20 protein-coding genes are annotated in these 19,237 nt (G+C 55.6%); 18 read left to right on the forward strand and 2 right to left on the reverse strand.

Annotated features, from left to right (window positions below):
- The first annotated feature begins 8 nt into the window (after positions 1-8).
- The 9 genes from fabG to ptsG all read left to right on the forward strand — a co-directional run bounded on the left by fabG (position 9) and on the right by ptsG (position 8,533).
- The gene (gene fabG, locus AC6I7A_RS07060) at positions 9-743 is read left to right on the forward strand and encodes a 3-oxoacyl-ACP reductase FabG (protein WP_009090862.1); all 735 of its coding nucleotides are present in this window, start codon (positions 9-11) and stop codon (positions 741-743) included.
- Between the two features lie 154 nt (positions 744-897).
- Positions 898-1,134 carry an acyl carrier protein gene (gene acpP, locus AC6I7A_RS07065; protein ID WP_003849865.1) on the forward strand — a complete coding sequence of 79 codons (237 nt, stop codon included), beginning with the start codon at positions 898-900 and terminating at the stop codon, positions 1,132-1,134.
- An 84-nt stretch (positions 1,135-1,218) separates the two neighbouring features.
- Positions 1,219-2,460: a beta-ketoacyl-ACP synthase II gene (fabF, locus tag AC6I7A_RS07070; protein ID WP_009090861.1), complete on the forward strand. Its 1,242-nt coding sequence runs from the start codon at positions 1,219-1,221 to the stop codon at positions 2,458-2,460.
- A 91-nt stretch (positions 2,461-2,551) separates the two neighbouring features.
- Positions 2,552-3,367, forward strand: coding sequence for an aminodeoxychorismate lyase (gene pabC / locus AC6I7A_RS07075; RefSeq protein WP_058957498.1), 816 nt, complete (start codon positions 2,552-2,554; stop codon positions 3,365-3,367).
- On the forward strand, positions 3,364-4,383 hold the full coding sequence (mltG, locus tag AC6I7A_RS07080) for an endolytic transglycosylase MltG (protein ID WP_058957497.1): 1,020 nt from the start codon (positions 3,364-3,366) through the stop codon (positions 4,381-4,383). Before pabC ends, mltG begins: the two co-directional genes overlap by 4 nt.
- Entirely contained in the window at positions 4,373-5,005 is a 633-nt protein-coding gene (tmk, locus tag AC6I7A_RS07085; protein WP_009090858.1) for a dTMP kinase, read from the forward strand. The genes mltG and tmk overlap by 11 nt, the downstream gene beginning before the upstream one ends.
- Positions 5,005-5,994, forward strand: coding sequence for a DNA polymerase III subunit delta' (gene holB, locus AC6I7A_RS07090; RefSeq protein ID WP_058957496.1), 990 nt, complete (start codon positions 5,005-5,007; stop codon positions 5,992-5,994). The genes tmk and holB overlap by 1 nt, the downstream gene beginning before the upstream one ends.
- A gap of 18 nt (positions 5,995-6,012) precedes the next feature.
- Positions 6,013-6,804, forward strand: coding sequence for a metal-dependent hydrolase (locus AC6I7A_RS07095; RefSeq protein WP_058957495.1), 792 nt, complete (start codon positions 6,013-6,015; stop codon positions 6,802-6,804).
- 292 nt (positions 6,805-7,096) lie between these two features.
- A complete protein-coding gene (gene ptsG, locus AC6I7A_RS07100) occupies positions 7,097-8,533 on the forward strand; it encodes a PTS glucose transporter subunit IIBC (protein WP_009090856.1) in 1,437 nt (478 codons plus the stop codon).
- Between the two features lie 53 nt (positions 8,534-8,586).
- On the opposite strand, the gene bglB is transcribed toward ptsG, so the two are convergent.
- Both bglB and AC6I7A_RS07110 read right to left on the reverse strand, forming a co-directional pair.
- Entirely contained in the window at positions 8,587-9,726 is a 1,140-nt protein-coding gene (bglB, locus tag AC6I7A_RS07105; protein ID WP_046101604.1) for a beta-galactosidase BglB, read from the reverse strand.
- Positions 9,723-11,324 (reverse strand): MFS transporter, encoded by a 1,602-nt coding sequence (locus AC6I7A_RS07110; RefSeq protein WP_058957494.1) that lies wholly within the window; start codon positions 11,322-11,324, stop codon positions 9,723-9,725. Before AC6I7A_RS07110 ends, bglB begins: the two co-directional genes overlap by 4 nt.
- Positions 11,325-11,683: 359 nt before the next feature.
- On the opposite strand from AC6I7A_RS07110, the gene hinT reads away from it, so the two are divergent.
- From hinT to AC6I7A_RS07155, 9 genes are all read left to right on the forward strand, one after another.
- Positions 11,684-12,034: a purine nucleoside phosphoramidase gene (hinT, locus tag AC6I7A_RS07115; protein ID WP_009090851.1), complete on the forward strand. Its 351-nt coding sequence runs from the start codon at positions 11,684-11,686 to the stop codon at positions 12,032-12,034.
- 20 nt (positions 12,035-12,054) lie between these two features.
- Positions 12,055-12,423 (forward strand): YcfL family putative periplasmic lipoprotein, encoded by a 369-nt coding sequence (locus AC6I7A_RS07120; RefSeq protein ID WP_058957493.1) that lies wholly within the window; start codon positions 12,055-12,057, stop codon positions 12,421-12,423.
- Between the two features lie 11 nt (positions 12,424-12,434).
- Complete coding sequence (gene lpoB / locus AC6I7A_RS07125) at positions 12,435-13,034, forward strand: penicillin-binding protein activator LpoB (RefSeq protein WP_009090848.1); 600 nt, start codon at positions 12,435-12,437, stop codon at positions 13,032-13,034.
- A gap of 16 nt (positions 13,035-13,050) precedes the next feature.
- Positions 13,051-13,833, forward strand: a complete 783-nt coding sequence (gene thiK / locus AC6I7A_RS07130; protein ID WP_058957517.1) for a thiamine kinase — start codon at positions 13,051-13,053, stop codon at positions 13,831-13,833.
- Positions 13,834-13,872: 39 nt separating this feature from the next.
- Positions 13,873-14,913, forward strand: coding sequence for a beta-N-acetylhexosaminidase (gene nagZ / locus AC6I7A_RS07135; RefSeq protein WP_058957492.1), 1,041 nt, complete (start codon positions 13,873-13,875; stop codon positions 14,911-14,913).
- Positions 14,914-14,953: 40 nt separating this feature from the next.
- Positions 14,954-15,496: an alpha/beta hydrolase YcfP gene (gene ycfP / locus AC6I7A_RS07140; RefSeq protein ID WP_046101607.1), complete on the forward strand. Its 543-nt coding sequence runs from the start codon at positions 14,954-14,956 to the stop codon at positions 15,494-15,496.
- Positions 15,497-15,709: 213 nt separating this feature from the next.
- Positions 15,710-17,014: an NAD(P)/FAD-dependent oxidoreductase gene (locus AC6I7A_RS07145; protein WP_009090841.1), complete on the forward strand. Its 1,305-nt coding sequence runs from the start codon at positions 15,710-15,712 to the stop codon at positions 17,012-17,014.
- A gap of 630 nt (positions 17,015-17,644) precedes the next feature.
- Positions 17,645-18,208: an Ail/Lom family outer membrane beta-barrel protein gene (locus tag AC6I7A_RS07150; protein WP_058957516.1), complete on the forward strand. Its 564-nt coding sequence runs from the start codon at positions 17,645-17,647 to the stop codon at positions 18,206-18,208.
- A gap of 398 nt (positions 18,209-18,606) precedes the next feature.
- On the forward strand, positions 18,607-19,149 hold the full coding sequence (locus AC6I7A_RS07155) for a glycine zipper 2TM domain-containing protein (protein WP_009090837.1): 543 nt from the start codon (positions 18,607-18,609) through the stop codon (positions 19,147-19,149).
- Positions 19,150-19,237: the final 88 nt, after the last annotated feature.

Genomic DNA, 19,237 nt, shown 5'->3' on the forward strand with positions numbered 1-19,237 from the left:
GGAAAATCATGAGCTTTGAAGGTAAAGTTGCGCTGGTTACCGGCGCGAGTCGCGGCATTGGTCGTGCGATTGCAGAAACCCTGGTGGCACGCGGTGCCAGAGTCGTCGGAACTGCAACCAGCCAGAGTGGCGCCGACGCCATCAGTGCTTACCTTGGCGACAAGGGCAAGGGCCTGTTACTGAATGTGACTGACGCTGACTCCATTAACAGCGTTTTAGAGAATATTCGCGCTGAATTTGGCGAAGTGGATATTTTAGTCAATAATGCAGGCATTACGCGTGACAATCTTCTCATGCGCATGAAGGACGATGAGTGGCAGGATATCCTGGATACTAACCTCACATCGGTATTCCGCCTTTCTAAGGCGGTTCTGCGTGCCATGATGAAAAAGCGCGTGGGCCGTATCATCACCATTGGTTCCGTTGTCGGCACCATGGGTAACGCGGGCCAGGCAAACTACGCAGCAGCAAAAGCGGGTTTGATTGGCTTTAGCAAATCACTGGCGCGCGAAATCGCGTCACGTGGCATTACCGTCAACGTCGTGGCTCCAGGCTTTATTGAGACTGACATGACGCGGGCACTGAACGAAGATCAACGTTCCGGTATTTTGGCGGAAGTGCCAGCGGGTCGCTTAGGCGAAGCGCAGGAAATCGCCAATGCTGTGGCATTTTTAGCCTCTGACGAAGCAGCCTACATCACAGGTGAAACGCTGCACGTCAATGGCGGAATGTACATGGTCTGATAAATCACGAAATCATTTGCATTATTTGCGGTTAAAACCGCAAAATAACGCAAAATCGTGGTTAGACCAGCCGGGATTTTGTTGCATCTTTTTCACCATTTTATACACTACGAAAACCATCGCGAAAGCGAGTTTTGATAGGAAATTAAATAGTATGAGCGATATCGAACAACGCGTTAAGAAAATCATCAGTGAGCAGCTGGGTGTGAAAGAGGAAGAAGTCACCAACTCTGCATCTTTCGTAGAAGACCTGGGTGCCGATTCTCTTGATACCGTTGAGCTGGTGATGGCTCTGGAAGAAGAGTTTGATACTGAGATTCCAGACGAAGAAGCTGAGAAAATCACTACCGTTCAGGCAGCGATCGACTACATCAATAGCCATAAAGGCTAATGAATATCTTCAGGCGGTCGCTCGACCGCCTGATTTTTTTGTTTGTCCCACATAGTTCCTATTTCCCCTCCCTGGAGGACGAACGTGTCTAAGCGTCGTGTAGTTGTGACTGGTCTTGGCATGTTGTCTCCTGTCGGCAATACCGTAGAGTCTACCTGGAGTGCTCTCCTTGCCGGTCAGAGCGGCATTACCCTGATCGACCATTTTGATACCAGTGCTTATGCAACGCGTTTTGCAGGTCTGGTAAGAGATTTTAATTGTGATGATTTCATCTCGCGCAAAGATCAGCGCAAGATGGACGAATTCATCCAATACGGCATCGTGGCTGGTATTCAGGCCATGCAGGACAGCGGTCTGGTTGTGACCGAGGAAAATGCAGGCCGTATGGGCGCAGCGATTGGCTCCGGCATCGGTGGCCTGGGTCTGATTGAAGAGAATCATACTTCCCTGGTCAACGGCGGCCCGCGCAAAATCAGTCCATTCTTTGTGCCTTCAACCATCGTTAACATGGTGGCGGGTCATCTCACCATCATGTATGGCCTGAAAGGTCCGAGCATCTCTATTGCGACAGCCTGTACTTCTGGCGTCCATAACATCGGTCATGCTGCACGTATCATCGCCTATAACGATGCTGACGTGATGCTGGCAGGTGGCACAGAGAAAGCCAGTACGCCATTGGGCGTGGGCGGTTTTGGTGCTGCACGTGCGCTCTCAACCCGTAACGACAACCCGCAGGCGGCAAGCCGTCCGTGGGATAAAGATCGGGATGGTTTTGTGCTGGGCGACGGTGCCGGTATCGTGGTGCTGGAAGAGTACGAACACGCGAAAAAACGCGGCGCGAAAATCTATGCAGAAATCGTCGGTTTCGGCATGAGCAGCGACGCTTACCACATGACATCACCACCGGAAAACGGTTCTGGTGCGGCGGCAGCGATGGTCAACGCGCTGCGTGACGCTCAGCTGGATCCGGCGCAGATCGGCTACGTTAACGCGCACGGCACGTCAACGCCGGCCGGTGACAAAGCGGAAGCGCAGGCAGTGAAATCCGTGTTTGGTGCGGCGGCACAGAGCGTGATGGTCAGCTCGACTAAGTCGATGACCGGTCACCTGCTGGGTGCGGCAGGCGCGGTGGAGGCGATCTACTCGATTCTGGCGCTGCGCGACCAGGCGATTCCACCGACCATCAACCTCGACAATCCGGATGAAGGCTGTGATCTCGACTTCGTGCCTCATACCGCACGTCAGGTTACCGGCCTGGAATACACGCTGTGTAACTCCTTTGGCTTTGGCGGAACCAACGGTTCGTTGATTTTCCGTAAAGTGTAATCGGTGTTGATGCGTAAAAAGGCCCGCGATGCGGGCCTTTTTTTATCCTGCAGAATGCGCTGAAATCACACGTCATCCCCGGGAGAGAACGATGTGGATTAACGGTATCAAACAATCAACGCTGGCAGCCAGCGACCGTGGCCTGCAGTTTGGCGACGGCTGCTTTACCACCGCGGCTGTGCGACAGGGTAACATTCTGCTGCTGAAGAACCACCTTCAGCGGCTCAGGCAGGGCTGCGAACGGTTATGGATCGGCGGCATTGACTGGCTTCAGCTTGAGGCTGAGATGAAACAGGCCGCGCAGGGGCAGGAGCAGGCCGTTCTGAAAGTGATTATCAGCGCCGGTAGCGGCGGACGCGGATACAGCCGGCAGGGCTGCGCCGAACCCACACGGATTGTTTCGCTCGCGCCCTGGCCGCACCATTACGCCACGTTGCAGCAGCGTGGTGTGTCTCTCAGCCTCAGTCCGGTTCGTCTGGCGCGTAATCCTCTGTTTGCCGGTATCAAACATCTTAATCGCCTGGAGCAGGTGCTGATCAGGGCTCATCTTGACCAGACAGACGCCGACGAGGCGCTGGTGCTTGACACTGAAGGTTGGGTGGTGGAATGCTGTGCGGCCAATTTATTCTGGCGTCACGGCACGCAGATTTACACCCCCGATCTGTCAGAATCGGGGGTGGATGGCATTATGCGGCGGAGTCTGATGGCACAACTCGCGGCGGCAGGTCAGGCTTGCCAGGTTATAAAAAGCGAACCGGCGCAGCTGCTGGACGCCGATGAAGTGGTGATATGTAATACGCTGATGCCGGTTCTGCCGGTCCGACAGATAGAAGCGTCGCACTTTACTGAACGCTCGCTGTTTAATCAGTTGCTCGCAAGCTGTGAAAAGATAATGGATGCATCATGAGTCGAAGCAAAAAAATTCTCGCCGCTCTGCTGGCGATAGTGGGTCTCGCCGCGGTTGTCAGTTACTGGCAGGTTAAGCAATTTGCGGCCACCCCTTTAACACTGCATCAGGAAACGATCTACACGCTGCCTGCCGGTACGGGGCGGGTGGCGCTTGAAGCGCAGCTGGAAGAGCAGAAGATCATACCTGAGAGCATCTGGTTCGGTGCGCTGCTGAAGCTGGAGCCGGAACTGGCGACGTTTAAGGCGGGAACCTATCGCCTTGAGCCGACCATGACGGTGCGTTCGCTGTTACAGCTGCTGGCCAGCGGTAAAGAAGCACAGTTCCCGTTGCGGTTTGTGGAAGGTCAGCGGCTGAAAGAGTGGCTGAGTGAACTGCGCAAGGCACCCTATATCCGGCATACCCTGAAAGACGATCAGTTCGCTACCGTTGCCAGCGCGCTTAAGGTGCCAGCGGATCAGCTGGAGGGCAACTTTTTTCCCGATACCTGGCTCTACACGGCGAACACCACCGATGTTTCGCTGCTGCAGCGTGCACATGAACGCATGAAAAAAACCATTGAGGAAGTGTGGCAGGGCCGGGCAGACAATCTGCCCTATAAAACGCCACAGGATCTGGTCACGATGGCCTCTATTATTGAAAAAGAGACCGCCGTCAGCGCCGAGCGAGCGCGGGTTGCGTCGGTCTTTATCAATCGTCTGCGTACGGGGATGCGACTCCAGACCGATCCCACGGTGATCTATGGCATGGGCGACAGCTACACCGGTACGCTGACCCGCAAAGATCTGGAGACGGCCAGCAGTTACAATACCTATATGATTAATGGCCTGCCGCCTGGCCCGATCGCCATACCGGGTAAAGCCTCGCTGCAGGCAGCGGCCCATCCGGAAAAAACCAACTATCTCTACTTTGTGGCGGATGGCAAGGGCGGGCATACCTTTACCACGAATCTTGCCAGCCATAATAAGGCGGTGCAGGTCTACCGGCAGACGCTTAAGGAAAAAAATGGACAGTAAGTTTATCGTCATTGAAGGCCTGGAAGGCGCCGGAAAAACCACCGCGCGCGACGCTATCGTCGCCACGCTGCGCGCCCGGGGCATCACCGATCTGGTCTTTACCCGGGAGCCAGGCGGAACGCCGCTGGCGGAACAGCTGCGGGTGCTGGTCAAGCAGGGGATTGAGGGTGAACAGGTTACCGATAAAGCGGAACTGCTGATGCTCTACGCTGCTCGGGTTCAGCTGGTGGAAACCGTGATCAAACCGGCGCTGGCGCGCGGGGCCTGGGTGATCGGCGATCGTCACGATCTCTCCTCTCAGGCTTATCAGGGGGGCGGACGGGGACTCGACAGCGATCTGATGCAGACGCTGCGCAGTGCGGTACTCGGCGACTTCCGTCCGGATCTGACGCTCTATCTGGATGTGACACCTGAGATCGGTCTGCAGCGCGCCCGGGCACGTGGTGAACTGGACCGCATTGAGCAGGAGTCGCTGCGCTTCTTCGAACGCACCCGGGCGCGCTATCTGGCGCTGGCAGCCGCGGATCCGGCCATCCTCACGATTGATGCCACACAGGCGCTGCCTGATGTGACAGCGTCACTTCAGGCAGCGCTGGATACGTGGCTGGCGGAGCAGGCGTGATGAACTGGTATCCGTGGCTGAACCAGCCTTATCGCCAGATCATCAGCCAGCATCAGGAGAATCGCGCTCACCATGCGCTGATGATCCATGCGATGACGGGCATGGGCGATGAGGCGCTGGTCTGGGGAATGAGCCGCTGGCTGATGTGTCAGCAGCCGGATGGCCTGAAAAGTTGCGGCCAGTGCCACGGTTGCCAGCTGATGCAGGCCAATACGCACCCGGACTGGTACCGGCTTGAGGCGGAGAAAGGTAAATCCACGCTGGGCATTGATGCAGTGCGGCAGGTGACAGAAAAAATGTACCACTTTGGTCAGCAGGGGGGGGCAAAAGTCGTCTGGCTGCCGGATGCGGCACAGCTTTCGGAAGCGGCGGCCAACGCCCTGCTGAAAACGCTGGAAGAGCCGCCCGCTAACAGCTGGTTCTTCCTCAGCAGCCGCGATCCGTCACGGCTGCTGGCAACGCTGCGCAGTCGCTGCATGACGCTGCACCTGACGCCACCGGATGAAGGGCAGAGCCTGCTCTGGCTGAAGAAGCACGCCTCACAGGATGAAGCGATGCTGCTGGCGGCGTTACGCCTGAGCGCGGGCGCGCCCGGTGCGGCGCTGAGCCTGCTGGACACCGGGCCGTGGCAGGCCAGACAGAAGCTCTGCGACGCGCTGCCTGCGGCGTTGCAGCATGACATCCTGCAACTGCTGCCTGTGCTGAATGCAGACGATGCGGCAGCACGCATTGGCTGGCTGATTTCATTACTGCTGGACGCCATGAAATGGCAGCAGAATGCGGAGCAGTGGCTGAGCAACATCGATCGCCAGGATGTGGTGGCCTTACTGGCCAGCCACTTTTCAGCCAGCGCGCTCAACAACACGGCCCTGACCTGGATGCGCTGCCGTGAACAGCTACTGCATGTGGCGTCAGTCAACCATGAATTATTGCTGACCGATCAGCTCCTGAGCTGGGCAGATAACCAGAAGCCCGCCCTGATCGGCTAAATCACTCTGAGAGTCTTTATGTTTATTGTCGATTCCCATTGCCATCTTGATGGCCTGGATTATGAAAAGAACCACCGTGACCTGGATGACGTGCTTGCCAAAGCGGCGGCGCGTGATGTGAAATTTATGCTGGCCATCGCCACCACGCTGCCGGGTTTTCATACCCTGAAGCAGCTGGTGGGGGAGCGAAAAAACATTGCGCTCTCCTGCGGCGTACATCCGCTGAATCAGGAAGAGGCGTACGATGTTGAGGAGTTTCGCCGGCTCGCTGCCGATCCCCGCGTGGTCGCGCTGGGTGAAACCGGGCTGGATTATCACTACCAGCCTGAAACCCGGGAGCAGCAGCAGCGCTCGTTCCGGGAACATATCCGAACCGGTATTGCGCTGAACAAACCGATTATTGTTCACACCCGCGATGCGCGTGACGATACGCTGGCGATCCTGCGGGAAGAGCAGGTTGAGCGCTGTGGCGGTGTGCTGCACTGCTTCACAGAAGATCAGCCCACCGTAGCTAAACTGCTGGATATGGGCTTCTACATCTCCTTCTCCGGTATCGTTACCTTCCGTAATGCCGAACAGTTACGTGAGGCCGCACGCTATGTACCGCTGGACCGGATGCTGGTCGAAACCGACTCGCCGTATCTGGCCCCGGTGCCTTATCGCGGCAAAGAGAACCAGCCCGCCTATACGCGCGACGTTGCCGACTATCTGGCCGTGCTGAAAGGGGTTGATATCGAAACGCTGGCGGAGGCGACCACCCGCAACTTCTCCACGCTGTTTCATATCCCGATGAGCCAGCTGGGTGCCTGAGTCGGCCGGTTTATTTCAGTCTCTGTAATTAATCTGCAATCTTCCCGAATGACCCTGTTTTTCTGAACAGGGTCAGTTTTTTATTGCGTGTTGCAGCGCTGAATTAATCAGAAATTTCGCAAATCATGCCGCTGTAATTGTTGAAACGTGATAGCCGTCAAAGTAAAAAATCGGTAATTATTTTACCCTTCGTAATAAATCAAAAGGCGGTTACCGCCACCCCGGTAAAGAATCCTCCCTCTTTACCACGCGCACTGCGCAAATATGCACTCATACTCAGGAGCTTCACGCTATGTTCAAAAATGCTTTTGCCAACCTTCAAAAGGTCGGTAAATCGCTGATGCTGCCGGTATCGGTTCTGCCGATTGCCGGGATTTTATTAGGGGTCGGTTCAGCTAATTTCAGCTGGTTACCTGCAGTAGTTTCGCATGTGATGGCAGAAGCGGGCGGCTCGGTGTTCGCCAATATGCCGCTGATTTTTGCGATTGGTGTGGCGCTGGGCTTTACCAACAATGACGGCGTTTCCGCACTGGCCGCTGTGGTCGCGTATGGCATCATGGTGAAAACCATGGCGGTCGTGGCGCCGCTGGTTCTGCATCTGCCGGCGGCAGAGATCGAGGCTAAACACCTCGCCGACACCGGGGTGCTGGGCGGAATTATCGCCGGCTCCATCGCCGCCTATATGTTTAACCGTTTTTACCGCATCAAGCTGCCTGAGTATCTGGGCTTCTTTGCCGGTAAGCGTTTTGTGCCGATTATTTCCGGCCTGGCGGCGATTGTGCTGGGCGTGCTGCTCTCCTTCATCTGGCCACCGGTGGGTGCCGCGATTCAGGAGTTCTCGCAGTGGGCGGCCTATCAGAACCCGGTTGTGGCCTTTGGTATCTATGGCGTCGTAGAACGCGCTCTGGTGCCGTTTGGTCTGCATCACATCTGGAACGTGCCTTTCCAGATGCAGATTGGCGAGTACACCAACGCCGCAGGCCAGGTATTCCACGGCGATATTCCACGCTACATGGCGGGTGACCCGACTGCCGGTAAACTCTCAGGCGGCTTCCTGTTCAAAATGTACGGCCTGCCGGCTGCTGCGATTGCTATCTGGCACTCCGCGAAACCTGAAAACCGTGCCAAAGTCGGCGGCATCATGATCTCTGCTGCGCTGACCTCGTTCCTGACCGGTATCACCGAACCGATTGAATTCTCATTCATGTTCGTGGCACCCATTCTGTATGTGATCCATGCCATTCTGGCGGGTCTGGCGTTCCCAATCTGTATCCTGCTGGGGATGCGTGATGGCACCAGCTTCTCGCACGGTCTGATCGACTTTATCGTGCTGAGCGGCAACAGCAGCAAAATCTGGCTGTTCCCGATTATCGGTATCATCTACGGTCTGGTGTACTACACCCTGTTCCGCGTACTGATCGTCAAGCTGAACCTGAAAACGCCTGGCCGTGAAGAGAGCAGCAGCAGCGAGCAATCTTCTGCGACCGGTACAGAGATGGCTGGCAAACTGGTTGCTGCGTTTGGCGGTAAAGAGAACATCACTAACCTGGATGCCTGCATCACCCGTCTGCGCGTCAGCGTGGCCGATGTGGCGAAAGTGGATCAGTCAGAACTGAAAAACCTCGGCGCCCGCGGCGTGGTGGTGGCCGGTTCAGGTGTGCAGGCCATTTTCGGCACCAAGTCCGATAACCTGAAAACCGATATGGATGATTACATCCGCAGCATGTAACGAGACACGCTGATGAAAAAGCCCCGCACTGCGGGGCTTTTTTTTATTATCACTCAGAGGTAAACCCGCAGATACTCGGTCAGACAGAGCAGCGCCATCGCCTGGCCGTACGGCATTGAGGTCAGGGGAATGTTGCGGTAGTCATCGAGATCGCTGCTCATCGCGGTGCCAAACGAAACCTGTTTCAGCTCGCCATCATCATCAATGTTGGCAATCACACCGCGCAGTGCTTTTTCAGCGACCTCACGATATTCAGCGGGCAGATAACGCTTACGGACGCCTTTCAGGATCCCATAGGCAAAGCCAGCCGTGGCAGAGGCTTCCGGATAACTGTGCGGGTCATCGAGCAGGGTGTGCCATAATCCACTGCTGTGCTGACAGGCGCTGAGTGCCCTGACCTGGCTTTCCAGCACCTGCTGCAGAAAACGGCGAGTGGCGTGATGCTCAGGCCAGTCCATCATCTCCAGAAAGTCGGGGATCACTATCGTCACCCAGCTGTTGCCACGGGCCCAGCGCGCATTCGCGAAGTGATGGCGACCGTCAAAGTTCCAGCCGTGAAACCACAAGCCGGTCCCGCGATCCATCAGATACTGGGTATGAAGCAGGAACTGATAAACCGCTTCCTCAATCCACGCGTCGCGCTTCAGCAACTGCCCGATTTTGGCCAGCGCCATCACACTCATCATGAGCGTATCGTCCCAGAGTTGCTGCCTGTTTTCGCTGTTATAGACAATGTGCTGCAGGCCACCCTGTTCGGTGCGCGGCATCTCATACATGACCCATTCCGCCCAGCGCTCAAGTACCGGCTTCCAGACCGGATTACCGGTCTCCTCATAGCGATAAGCCAGAGTCAGAAAAGGACAGACCGTATTGACATTTTTGGTCGGCGTGCCTTCCGCCAGCCGCTGCGAAAACCACGTATCGATAATCGACAGTGTCTGCTCATCACCGGTCTGCTGGTAGTAGTGCAGCATCCCATAGAGACCAATGCCGTGAGTCCACTCCCAGCCTGCCCAGCCTTTGGTATCAATCACCCGGCCATCATCCAGCCGCAGCAAAAATTCGCCGGTTTCATCGGTGATGTTAATCAGATTTTGTGTCAGCTTCTCAATCAGCTGTACCAGTTCACGGCGTGGCAGCAGATACTCAGGCTGGCGCAGCAGCGGACTCTGTTTAACGGGAAAGAGCATCATGATTTATTCCTGTTTAAGGTCGGGTTTAAAGAAGGGGAGATCAGAGAGGGGGCCGGGAGTTTGCCGGGAGCGGGCTTGTTGCGATTGAGGAAGCCAATATTATTGTTACCCCACAGATTCTCATAGGGCATGCCCGCCAGCGTTTCAACGATCCTGCGCGCGTCCGGGGTGATACTTTCCGGCACGATACGGCCCGCTTCGCGCATTTTCTGCGTCTCCTGACGCAGCACTGTATGGGTCTGCAGATTCAGCCTGAAGCGCAGTGACACCATAAAGCCGCAGGCCAGAACGGCGACGGTGCCGATGCTCAGAATCGCCAGGATGGTGTGGCTGACCCCGGGTAACTGCGTCGACTGACCTGAGACAAAGCCCGAAAGTTGCAGAATGATGCCAACCAGCATCACCGCCCCCGCCTGCGATGCTTTCCGCGTCAGCGTCATGATGCCGGCAAAAATCCCTTCCCGTCGCTGACCGGTGATCACCTCATCCACGTCGGCGATATAGGTGTAGGTGTTCCACGGCACATAATTGATGCCGCCACGTCCCAGCCCAGCCAGGGCAGAGACGGCGAGCAGCAGTGATATGTTGTCGTTCAGGCCGGCATACCACAATCCGGCATAGGAGAGCGCTGCCAGGGCGAACAGGAGAGCCACCATACGGTAGGCGGGCGCAGGACCAAGACGGATGCAAAGCGGGATCATCACCATCACCGCGATGAACTGCAGCACCGCCATCGTGCCCATCAGGCTTGAGGCGACCTGGGCGCTCTGCATCAGCACAAATACCACATACCAGGTAAAGACGGCGTTAAAGATATCCTGAGCGATATAGCCACCGAGATACATGCCCAGGTGCTGGCGGAAGATGCGGATGCGCAGGGTAGAAGCCAGCTCCACATAGAGCCGTTTCAGGCTCTGCCGGAGCGTCAGTTGCTGTTTTTCCAGCCCGGCCCGGCGCGACTCCGCGGAAAAATCATCAGGATGACGCTCCCAGGTAAAACACCACACCAGTGTCAGCACCAGCGCACAGATGACGGAGAAGACCAGACTGGCGTAGAAAAAGGAGAGAGGGTTATCTTTTCCCAGCCAGCCCAGCAAAAGGCCAGGCAAAAACGCTGCCAGTATGGCCGACAGCTGTGCCAGCCCGATGCGTGCACCGGAGAAGTGCGTTTTTTCTCTGAAATCGTCCGTCATTTCCGGGACCAGCGTTTCATAGGGCACCAGGATCATGGTGTAGACGATGTCAAACAGCAGATAAGTGGAGAGATACCACCAGAAACTCATGTCGCTGACCCACATCAGGCTGTAACTGAACACCGCGGGAATGCCGAGCAGGATAAAGAATTTGCGGCGGCCAAAGCGTTTACCCAGTCGGGTAGAGCCGAAGTTATCGGTGATGAACCCCATCAGCGGACTGACTATCGCATCCAGAACGCGGGCGGCGGCGAAAATCAGGGTGGCCTGAATCGGGGTCAATCCACAAAAGGTGGTGTAAAAATAGAGCAACCAGGCGGCAGTCAGTGCCGTCGTGCCGGCTCCAAGAAAATCTCCAGAACCATAGGCCAGATAGTGGCCCGGACCAATTTTACGTGAGCGCATAGCAGAGGCTCCTTGAGGTTGTATGGCGGTTAACTCTGGTGACGCCGGACATCTCAACCGGACTGGTTAGCAAAGTAGAACTGACCGGAGGGGTAAACCTTCGCGATTTGGCAAGGGATGGCGCCACGATGGCAACCAGATGAAGAAAAGGGGGGCGAAACTCTTATTTATGAAACAGCGTTTCATTTTTATAATGAGGCGGTGGTCAGCAGGACCGGCAAAACGGCATACTGGCCAGGAAGATAGCGCGCTGCTGCAAAGGCAGGCTAACAAAACAAGAAAAGTGGCACCGAGGTTGAAAGAAAACAAATTTCTCCCTCATACTGCTTGATTACGACTCATGCTAAAGGAATTGCACCATGGCTGAAGAAACCATTTTTAGTAAAATTATCCGCCGCGAAATCCCCGCTGATGTGGTTTATCAGGATGAGCTGGTCACTGCCTTCCGCGACATTTCGCCCAAAGCCCCGACCCATATCCTGATCGTGCCGAATGTACTGATCCCGACGGTTAACGAGGCGGAAGCGGCGCATGAGCATGCGCTGGGCCGCATGTTCACCACCGCGGCAAAAATCGCCCGTCAGGAAGGCATCGATCAGAATGGTTATCGGCTGATTGTGAACTGCAATCAACATGGGGGTCAGGAGGTTTATCATATTCACATGCATCTGCTGGGTGGCGAACCGCTGGGCCCGATGCTTTCAAACTGAACTGACAACGGAAACGTGCTATGCGATCCTGGCTGACTGGCCTGCCGATCCTGCTCTGCCTGACGGCCTGTAGCAGTGATAAACCGATGATCAATACCTCGCAGTCGCTGGTGATGGAGTCCTCTGTGCTGTCGGCAGGGATCATCACCGATGAGCCGGCGCTGGATGAGAACGATGGACTGAAACGCGCCACCAGCGTGCTTTATAATCAGCGCGAAACCCCGGTCATTGTGCACTATCGTTACTACTGGTATGACGACAAGGGGCTGGAAATCACCCCGCAGGAACCGGCGCAGACCGTCACCGTTCCGGCACAGGGGAGCATTGTCGCCACATCGCAACTGGGTAACCTGACTGCCAGCAAGGTTCGTCTCTATCTCTATCTTTAAGGATTTTCGACGTGATACGCAGTATTAATCGTACCGGAGCGCTCCTGATGGCGCTCATTCTCACCGGCTGTGTCGTGAAGCAGCAGCAGCCCGCCACGGTTGAACCGACCCAGCCTTCAGAGCCGGTGCAGCCCGTTCCGCAACCTGAACCGGTGCCGCAACCGCAGCCACAGCCGGTGCCGCAGCCACCGAAGCTGGTGACGATCAACTGGGACGCCAGCGTTCAGCCGCTGGTGGCGCAGATGCTGCAGGCGACCAGCGCCGAGCCAGGCAGCGTGCTGCTGGTGGATCGGATTAAAAACAGCACCAACGGATCGCTGCAAAGCGAGAAAGCCACGGCGGCGATCCAGAATGCGCTGAACAACAACGGCAAATTCACTCTGGTTTCAGCCGATCAACTGGCACAGGCCAAGCAGGCGCTGGGTTTGTCACCGGATGACAGCCTGAACTCGCGCAGTAAAGCGATTGGCCTGGCACGGAATGTTAACGCGCAGTATGTGCTTTACAGCAATGCACGCGGCGATGTGAAAGCGCCGACCCTGCAGATGCAACTGATGCTGGTGCAGACCGGGGAAATCATCTGGTCTGGCAACGGCATTGCACAGCATTGATTCCGCATTTTCGCGGATGATTCATCAGGTCACCGGCGAGCCAGAGAGGACGACATCGCTTCCGCTCGCCGGGCTGACCGGGCACAGTCAGAAAATCGTCAGCCCGCGTGGTCTCTTTATCGCGCGGGCGGCACCTCAGCCGCCGATTCCCTTTGTAGACCGGCAGCGCGAGTTTCGTCTGTTACGAAAACTGCGCGCCAGCGGAGTGGCCCCTCAGCCCGTTGCAGGCCACCGGCAGGGGAATGTGCTGAGCTGGTGTCCTGGCGAAGCGCTGGATCAACAGCGCTTCAGCCAGCAGCGTCCGCAGATTGTCACTCTGCTGCAACAGCTGCACCAGCAGCCGCTGACCGGCTACCGCCTGTCGCTGCTGCCGCTGCTCTGGCGGTACTGGCAGCAGGTTCCTCAGCGCAATCATCGCTGGCTGCGGGCGCTCCGGCGGCTGACGCAGCAGGGGGAACCTCAGCCGCTGAGGCTGGCACCGCTGCACATGGACGTGCATGCCGGGAATATTATCCAGGGTGAGACAGGGCTGCATCTGATTGACTGGGAGTATGCCGCGGATGGTGATGTGGCGCTGGAGCTGGCCGCACTCTGCGCCAGCGATCCGCAAAACCAGGCCGACTGGCTGGCCGACTATGCTGCGGCAATGCGGCTGCCGCCTGATGCCCTGGTTAAGCAGGTCAGACGCTGGCAGCCCTGGCTGCGGTTACTGATAGCCAGCTGGTATCAGCTCCGTGCCGCTCAGTGTGACGATGAAGCACTACAACAGATGGCTCGACAGAGCTGGCAACAGATTTAATCGCGTCACGCAGAGGCGTAACGCTACAGGATTCAGGTTATGAAATCACATTTACCCGGCCCACTGATGCTCGACGTTGAGGGTTATGAACTGGATGGCGAAGAGCGCGACATCCTGCAGCATCCGCTGGTCGGCGGTTTGATATTATTTGCCCGCAATTATCACGATCCCGCTCAGCTGGCCGAGCTGGTGCGCCAGATTCGCGCCGCCTCGCACACCCGGCTGGTGGTTGCGGTGGATCAGGAGGGGGGGCGCGTGCAGCGATTCCGCGATGGCTTCACCCAGCTGCCCGCCATGCAATCTTTTGCCGCCCTTCACGACGCTGAGCGCGCCGGTGAGATGGCACAGCAGGCAGGATGGCAGATGGCGGCAGAGATGATCGCGATGGACATCGACATCAGCTTCGCGCCGGTGCTTGATGTGGGTCATATCAGCGCCGCGATTGGCGACCGCGCTTTCCATGACGATCCGGCTATCGCGCTTGCCGTCGCCCGTCGTTTTATCGCCGGGATGCATGAGGCGGGCATGAAAACCACCGGGAAACATTTTCCGGGGCATGGTGCGGTCAGTGCCGATTCGCACAAAGAGACCCCGCGCGATCCGCGCGATGAAAAAACGCTGCGTGAACATGACATGGCGATCTTCAGCCAGCTGATAACCGAGCAGGCGCTGGATGCCATTATGCCCGCGCATGTCATCTACACCGACGTGGACCCGCTGCCTGCCAGTGGTTCGCCTTACTGGCTGAAAACCGTCCTGCGCGAGCAGCTGGGCTTCAACGGGGTGATTTTCTCCGACGATCTCTCGATGGAGGGCGCCGCGGTCATGGGCAGCTATCCAGAGCGGGCACAGCAGTCTCTCTCTGCCGGTTGCGACATGATTCTGGTCTGTAATCAGCGTCAGGGGGCTATCAGTGTGCTCGATAACCTGATCCCGGTCGGGTCAGAGCGGGTAACGCAGCTGTATCATCAGGGCAGATTGACCCGCGATGCGCTGCAGGCAACGTCTCGCTGGAAAGAGAATGCCCGGCAACTGAGTGCACTTCAGGAACGCTGGCTGGCTCATAAAGCGTCGTGGTAAGGAGGGATTGCCCGGCGCTATCGATACCTTGAGGATTAACATGATCATCTATCTGCACGGTTTTGATTCAAACAGTCCAGGCAATCACGAAAAAGTGCTGCAACTGCAGTTTATCGACCCTGACGTCAGGTTGATCAGTTACAGCACCCGCCATCCTAAACATGACATGCAGTTTCTGCTGAAAGAGACGGACAAAATGCTGACCCTGTCCGACGATGACCGTCCGCTGATTTGCGGTGTCGGGCTGGGCGGCTACTGGTCAGAACGCATCGGATTTTTATGTGGCATCCGGCAGGCGATCTTCAACCCTAACCTGTTTCCGCAGGAGAACATGGAAGGGAAGATCGACCGTCCGGAGGAGTATCAGGACATCGCCACGAAATGCGTCAGTGACTTTCGCGAGCGTAACCGCGATCGCTGCCTGACTTTTCTTTCCCGTCAGGATGAGGCGCTGGATACGCAGCGCATCGCCAGTGAGCTGCATCCCTTTTATCAGATTGTCTGGGACGAGACGGAAGGGCACAAATTCAAAAATATATCCCCACACCTTCAGCGGATAAAAGCCTTTAAAACAGCAGGTTAAGCAGAGCAGGCACCGCAGGGTGCCTGTTTTCATTGCGTAATTCTCTGAGTTTTATTCGTCTTCTTTGATGTATATCAATATTCTTATGTCCTCCTCTTCCTGCCATGCTATTCTGCCAGCAGATTGCGATTTTTAACTTCGCCAACCCTATGTTTATTAAGGTTTAATTTAACCTTCAGTTAACTTTTGGTTCACAATTTGAGGGGGTCTTTGTTGACTACATCTGTTAAGAAAATTGTTATCGTCGGCGGGGGAGCAGGCGGCCTGGAAATGGCGACGCAGCTGGGCCATAAACTGGGCCGTAAAAAGAAGGCCGAGATTATTCTGGTCGATCGCAACCACAGTCATTTGTGGAAGCCGCTGCTGCATGAAGTGGCGACCGGCTCGATGGACGAAGGCATTGATGCACTGAGCTATCTGGCCCATGCCCGCAATCATGGTTTCGAGTTCCAGCTGGGATCGCTCACCGATATCGATCGCAGTCGTAAAGTGATCCGCCTGGCCGAAGTGCTTGATGCGCACGGTGAAGTGCTGGTGCCACAGCGCGAAGTGGCCTATGACCAGCTGGTTATGGCGCTGGGCAGCACCTCCAATGACTTCGGCACGCCTGGCGTGAAAGATCACTGTATCTTCCTGGATAACCCGCATCAGGCGCGTCGTTTCCATAATGAGATGCTCAACCTGTTTCTGAAGTTCTCTGCCAGCGAAGGTAAGGTCGAGAAAGTGAATATCGCCATTGTTGGCGGCGGCGCAACGGGCGTTGAGCTCTCAGCCGAACTGCACAACGCGGTGAAACAGCTGCACAGCTACGGATTTAAAGGTCTGGGACGCGAAGCGCTGAACGTGACGCTGGTTGAAGCGGGCGAGCGCATTCTGCCTGCACTGCCACCGCGCATCTCTGCCGCCGCCCATCAGGAGCTGACCAAGCTGGGCGTGCGGGTACTGACACAGACCATGGTGACCAGTGCCGAGCGCAACGGTCTTAACACCAAAGGCGGTGAGTTTATTGAAGCCGATCTGATGGTCTGGGCGGCGGGCATCAAAGCACCAGACTTCCTGAAAGAGATTGGCGGACTGGAAACGAACCGTATTAATCAGCTGGTGGTGAAAGAGACGCTGCAGACCACGCTGGATGATGACATCTATGCGATTGGCGACTGCGCCTCCTGCGCCCTGCCGGGTGGCGGATTTGTCCCGCCGCGTGCTCAGTCGGCGCACCAGATGGCTTCACGCGCGATGGAAAATATCCTGGCGCAGCGTCACGGTAAACCGCTGAAAGCCTATGTCTATAAAGATCATGGCTCGCTGGTGTCGCTTTCCCGCTTCAGTACCGTCGGCAGCCTGATGGGCAACCTGATGCGCGGTTCCATGATGGTGGAAGGGCGCATTGCGCGCTTTGTCTACATCTCTCTCTATCGTATGCACCAGATCGCACTGCACGGCTACTTTAAAACCGGCCTGATGATGCTGGTCGGCAGCATCAACCGGGTGATCCGTCCGCGGCTTAAGCTGCACTGATTCGCCACAGGCGAGTACCGTTTTGCTATCAGCCCCCTCATGGCAGGGGGCTTTTTTTGCTTTTTACATGACCTGATTAAACCAACCCGCGATGATAAAAAGAGAGGGAAGTGTACAGGTGAATAATGGCCTGACACGCATCCTGGTTCCGGCATAGTCGAATAAAAGGTTATCAGGTTGCATGATAATTAATATTTTCATTACCTGCGTTGTTGTTTGAGGGTTATTTCAGGCATTTCCAGCGCACGCGGCAGGTTGTTTTTTCTGACATTAAATCATTAAATAACGGCTGTGCTGTTACAGACTTCTCTCTTCGTTAACGCCATTAATCAACGGAATGGCCTGAATAAATGAGTCGGTTAACGTAAATTAAAGCCTGACGCTTTATGCCGTCATGACCAGAATTTCTCGGATCAAATCTGACGCGCGTTAAATAATGGCCTGCCTGTTTTTCTGACAGGCAACCGGCCATGCAAGCGTCCTGCACGGATCATGTGAATAAATTCCTGTCCGACACAGGCGGTGAGGCAGGCAGTATTGTCTTTCTGTCCGATGTGGGTAATTCAGGGAATGAAGTCCTGCGCCTGGCGCAGGGAAATAAGGTATGAAATTATTAAAAGGATGATTCAGATGAAAAGCAAAATTACCCTCATGGCAGTGCTCTGCGCAGGGCTGTTAGCCGGCAATACTGCGCTGGCAAATAACCACACCGTCTCCATCGGCTATGCTCAAAGCAAAGTTGAAGACTTTAAAAATCTACGCGGCGTTAACGTTCAGTATCGCTATGAGTGGGACTCGCCTCTCAGCGTGATTGGCTCAATCAGCTACCTGAAAGGCGATGAAAGTTTTTCAGAGCGCGAAGATTTTTATGGTGATATCAGCGGATATGACGGCAAAACCAAAGTGAAATATTATTCACTCATGGCAGGTCCGGCCTATCGCCTCAATGACTATGTCAGTCTTTATGCATTGATTGGTGCTGCCCATACCAAAGTGGATGAGAACGTGACCTACCTCGATGGCTGGTCCGAAGAATACAGCGAAAATAAAACTTCTCTGGCCTGGGGCGCAGGTATTGTCGTGAACCCTGTCAGCAACCTCTCGGTAAGTGTTGGCTATGAAGGTACACGCGTGAAATATAGTGAAGATGTTGCCATCAATGGTTTCAACATCGGTATCGGCTACCGTTTCTGAGCCACCTTTGGTTCTCTGACCCCGGTCCTCTGGCCGGGGTTATTCCACATTCACCCCGATAAACAACGCTCAGACGTCAGACGCGCGCCCTGTATTACCGGATAACGCCGGTGCCTGACAGCGTGCAGGGTGGTTTCTTTTATACCATTGATTTAAATAAATTTATTCATAGCCTGTAAAAGCGGATACTGCTGCTTTTCTCTCCTCAGAACTCTCCTAAAAACTGGTCCTGAAAGCAAAGTGACCGATTTCCTCCATTTATCTGATGTTGCAATTTCGGTCCATCTGTAAAACTTCATCCCAACAAACACGGCGAGTCGCGCACGTCGGTTATGCCTCAGTTAACGAGGATGCTTTACGGCAGGAATGCGCGGTAACACTTTTCAGGAGGACTTCCTGTGAATAAATCAATGTTAGCGGGTATCGGTATTGGTGTGGCAGCAGCACTGGGTGTTGCCGCCGTAGCAGGCATGAACGTGTTTGATCGCGGTCCTCAATACGCTCAGGTACTGGCTGCAACGCCAATCAAAGAGAGCATCAGACAGCCACGTCAGGAGTGCCGAAACGTCACGCTGACGCATCGCCGGGCGGTTCAGGATGAGAACCGTATTGCTGGCTCGGTGTTGGGTGCAGTAGCCGGGGGCGTGTTAGGTCACCAGTTTGGTGGCGGACGCGGCAGGGACGTGGCAACCGTCGCAGGTGCGTTAGCGGGCGGTTATGCCGGTAATCAGGTCCAGGGCGGACTGCAGGATCGGGATACCTACACCACAACCGAGCAGCGCTGCAAAACAGTTTACGACAAACAAGAGAAACAACTGGGATATGACGTGACCTATAAAATAGGCGACCAGCAGGGCAAAATCCGTATGGAAAATGATCCCGGCACCCGTATTCCACTGGACCGCAATGGTCAGCTGATCCTTAACGGTGACCAGGCGTAATTGGGCAAAGCTTTGCCGCACTCGCGGCCACACAGCACGACGTAATAAAAAAGGCGCATCTCAGGATGCGCCTTTTTTCGTGGCGTTC

This window comes from Type-F symbiont of Plautia stali (genome assembly GCF_059731105.1).

Coding starts and splice junctions, on each gene's coding strand:
- fabG (WP_009090862.1), top strand. CDS start 9: ATGAGCTTTGAAGGTAAAGTTGCGCTGGTTACCGGCGCGAGTCGCGGC.
- acpP (WP_003849865.1), top strand. CDS start 898: ATGAGCGATATCGAACAACGCGTTAAGAAAATCATCAGTGAGCAGCTG.
- pabC (WP_058957498.1), top strand. CDS start 2,552: ATGTGGATTAACGGTATCAAACAATCAACGCTGGCAGCCAGCGACCGT.
- mltG (WP_058957497.1), top strand. CDS start 3,364: ATGAGTCGAAGCAAAAAAATTCTCGCCGCTCTGCTGGCGATAGTGGGT.
- tmk (WP_009090858.1), top strand. CDS start 4,373: ATGGACAGTAAGTTTATCGTCATTGAAGGCCTGGAAGGCGCCGGAAAA.
- holB (WP_058957496.1), top strand. CDS start 5,005: ATGAACTGGTATCCGTGGCTGAACCAGCCTTATCGCCAGATCATCAGC.
- AC6I7A_RS07095 (WP_058957495.1), top strand. CDS start 6,013: ATGTTTATTGTCGATTCCCATTGCCATCTTGATGGCCTGGATTATGAA.
- ptsG (WP_009090856.1), top strand. CDS start 7,097: ATGTTCAAAAATGCTTTTGCCAACCTTCAAAAGGTCGGTAAATCGCTG.
- bglB (WP_046101604.1), bottom strand. CDS start 9,726: ATGATGCTCTTTCCCGTTAAACAGAGTCCGCTGCTGCGCCAGCCTGAG.
- AC6I7A_RS07110 (WP_058957494.1), bottom strand. CDS start 11,324: ATGCGCTCACGTAAAATTGGTCCGGGCCACTATCTGGCCTATGGTTCT.
- hinT (WP_009090851.1), top strand. CDS start 11,684: ATGGCTGAAGAAACCATTTTTAGTAAAATTATCCGCCGCGAAATCCCC.
- AC6I7A_RS07120 (WP_058957493.1), top strand. CDS start 12,055: ATGCGATCCTGGCTGACTGGCCTGCCGATCCTGCTCTGCCTGACGGCC.
- thiK (WP_058957517.1), top strand. CDS start 13,051: ATGATTCATCAGGTCACCGGCGAGCCAGAGAGGACGACATCGCTTCCG.
- nagZ (WP_058957492.1), top strand. CDS start 13,873: ATGAAATCACATTTACCCGGCCCACTGATGCTCGACGTTGAGGGTTAT.
- ycfP (WP_046101607.1), top strand. CDS start 14,954: ATGATCATCTATCTGCACGGTTTTGATTCAAACAGTCCAGGCAATCAC.
- AC6I7A_RS07150 (WP_058957516.1), top strand. CDS start 17,645: ATGAAAAGCAAAATTACCCTCATGGCAGTGCTCTGCGCAGGGCTGTTA.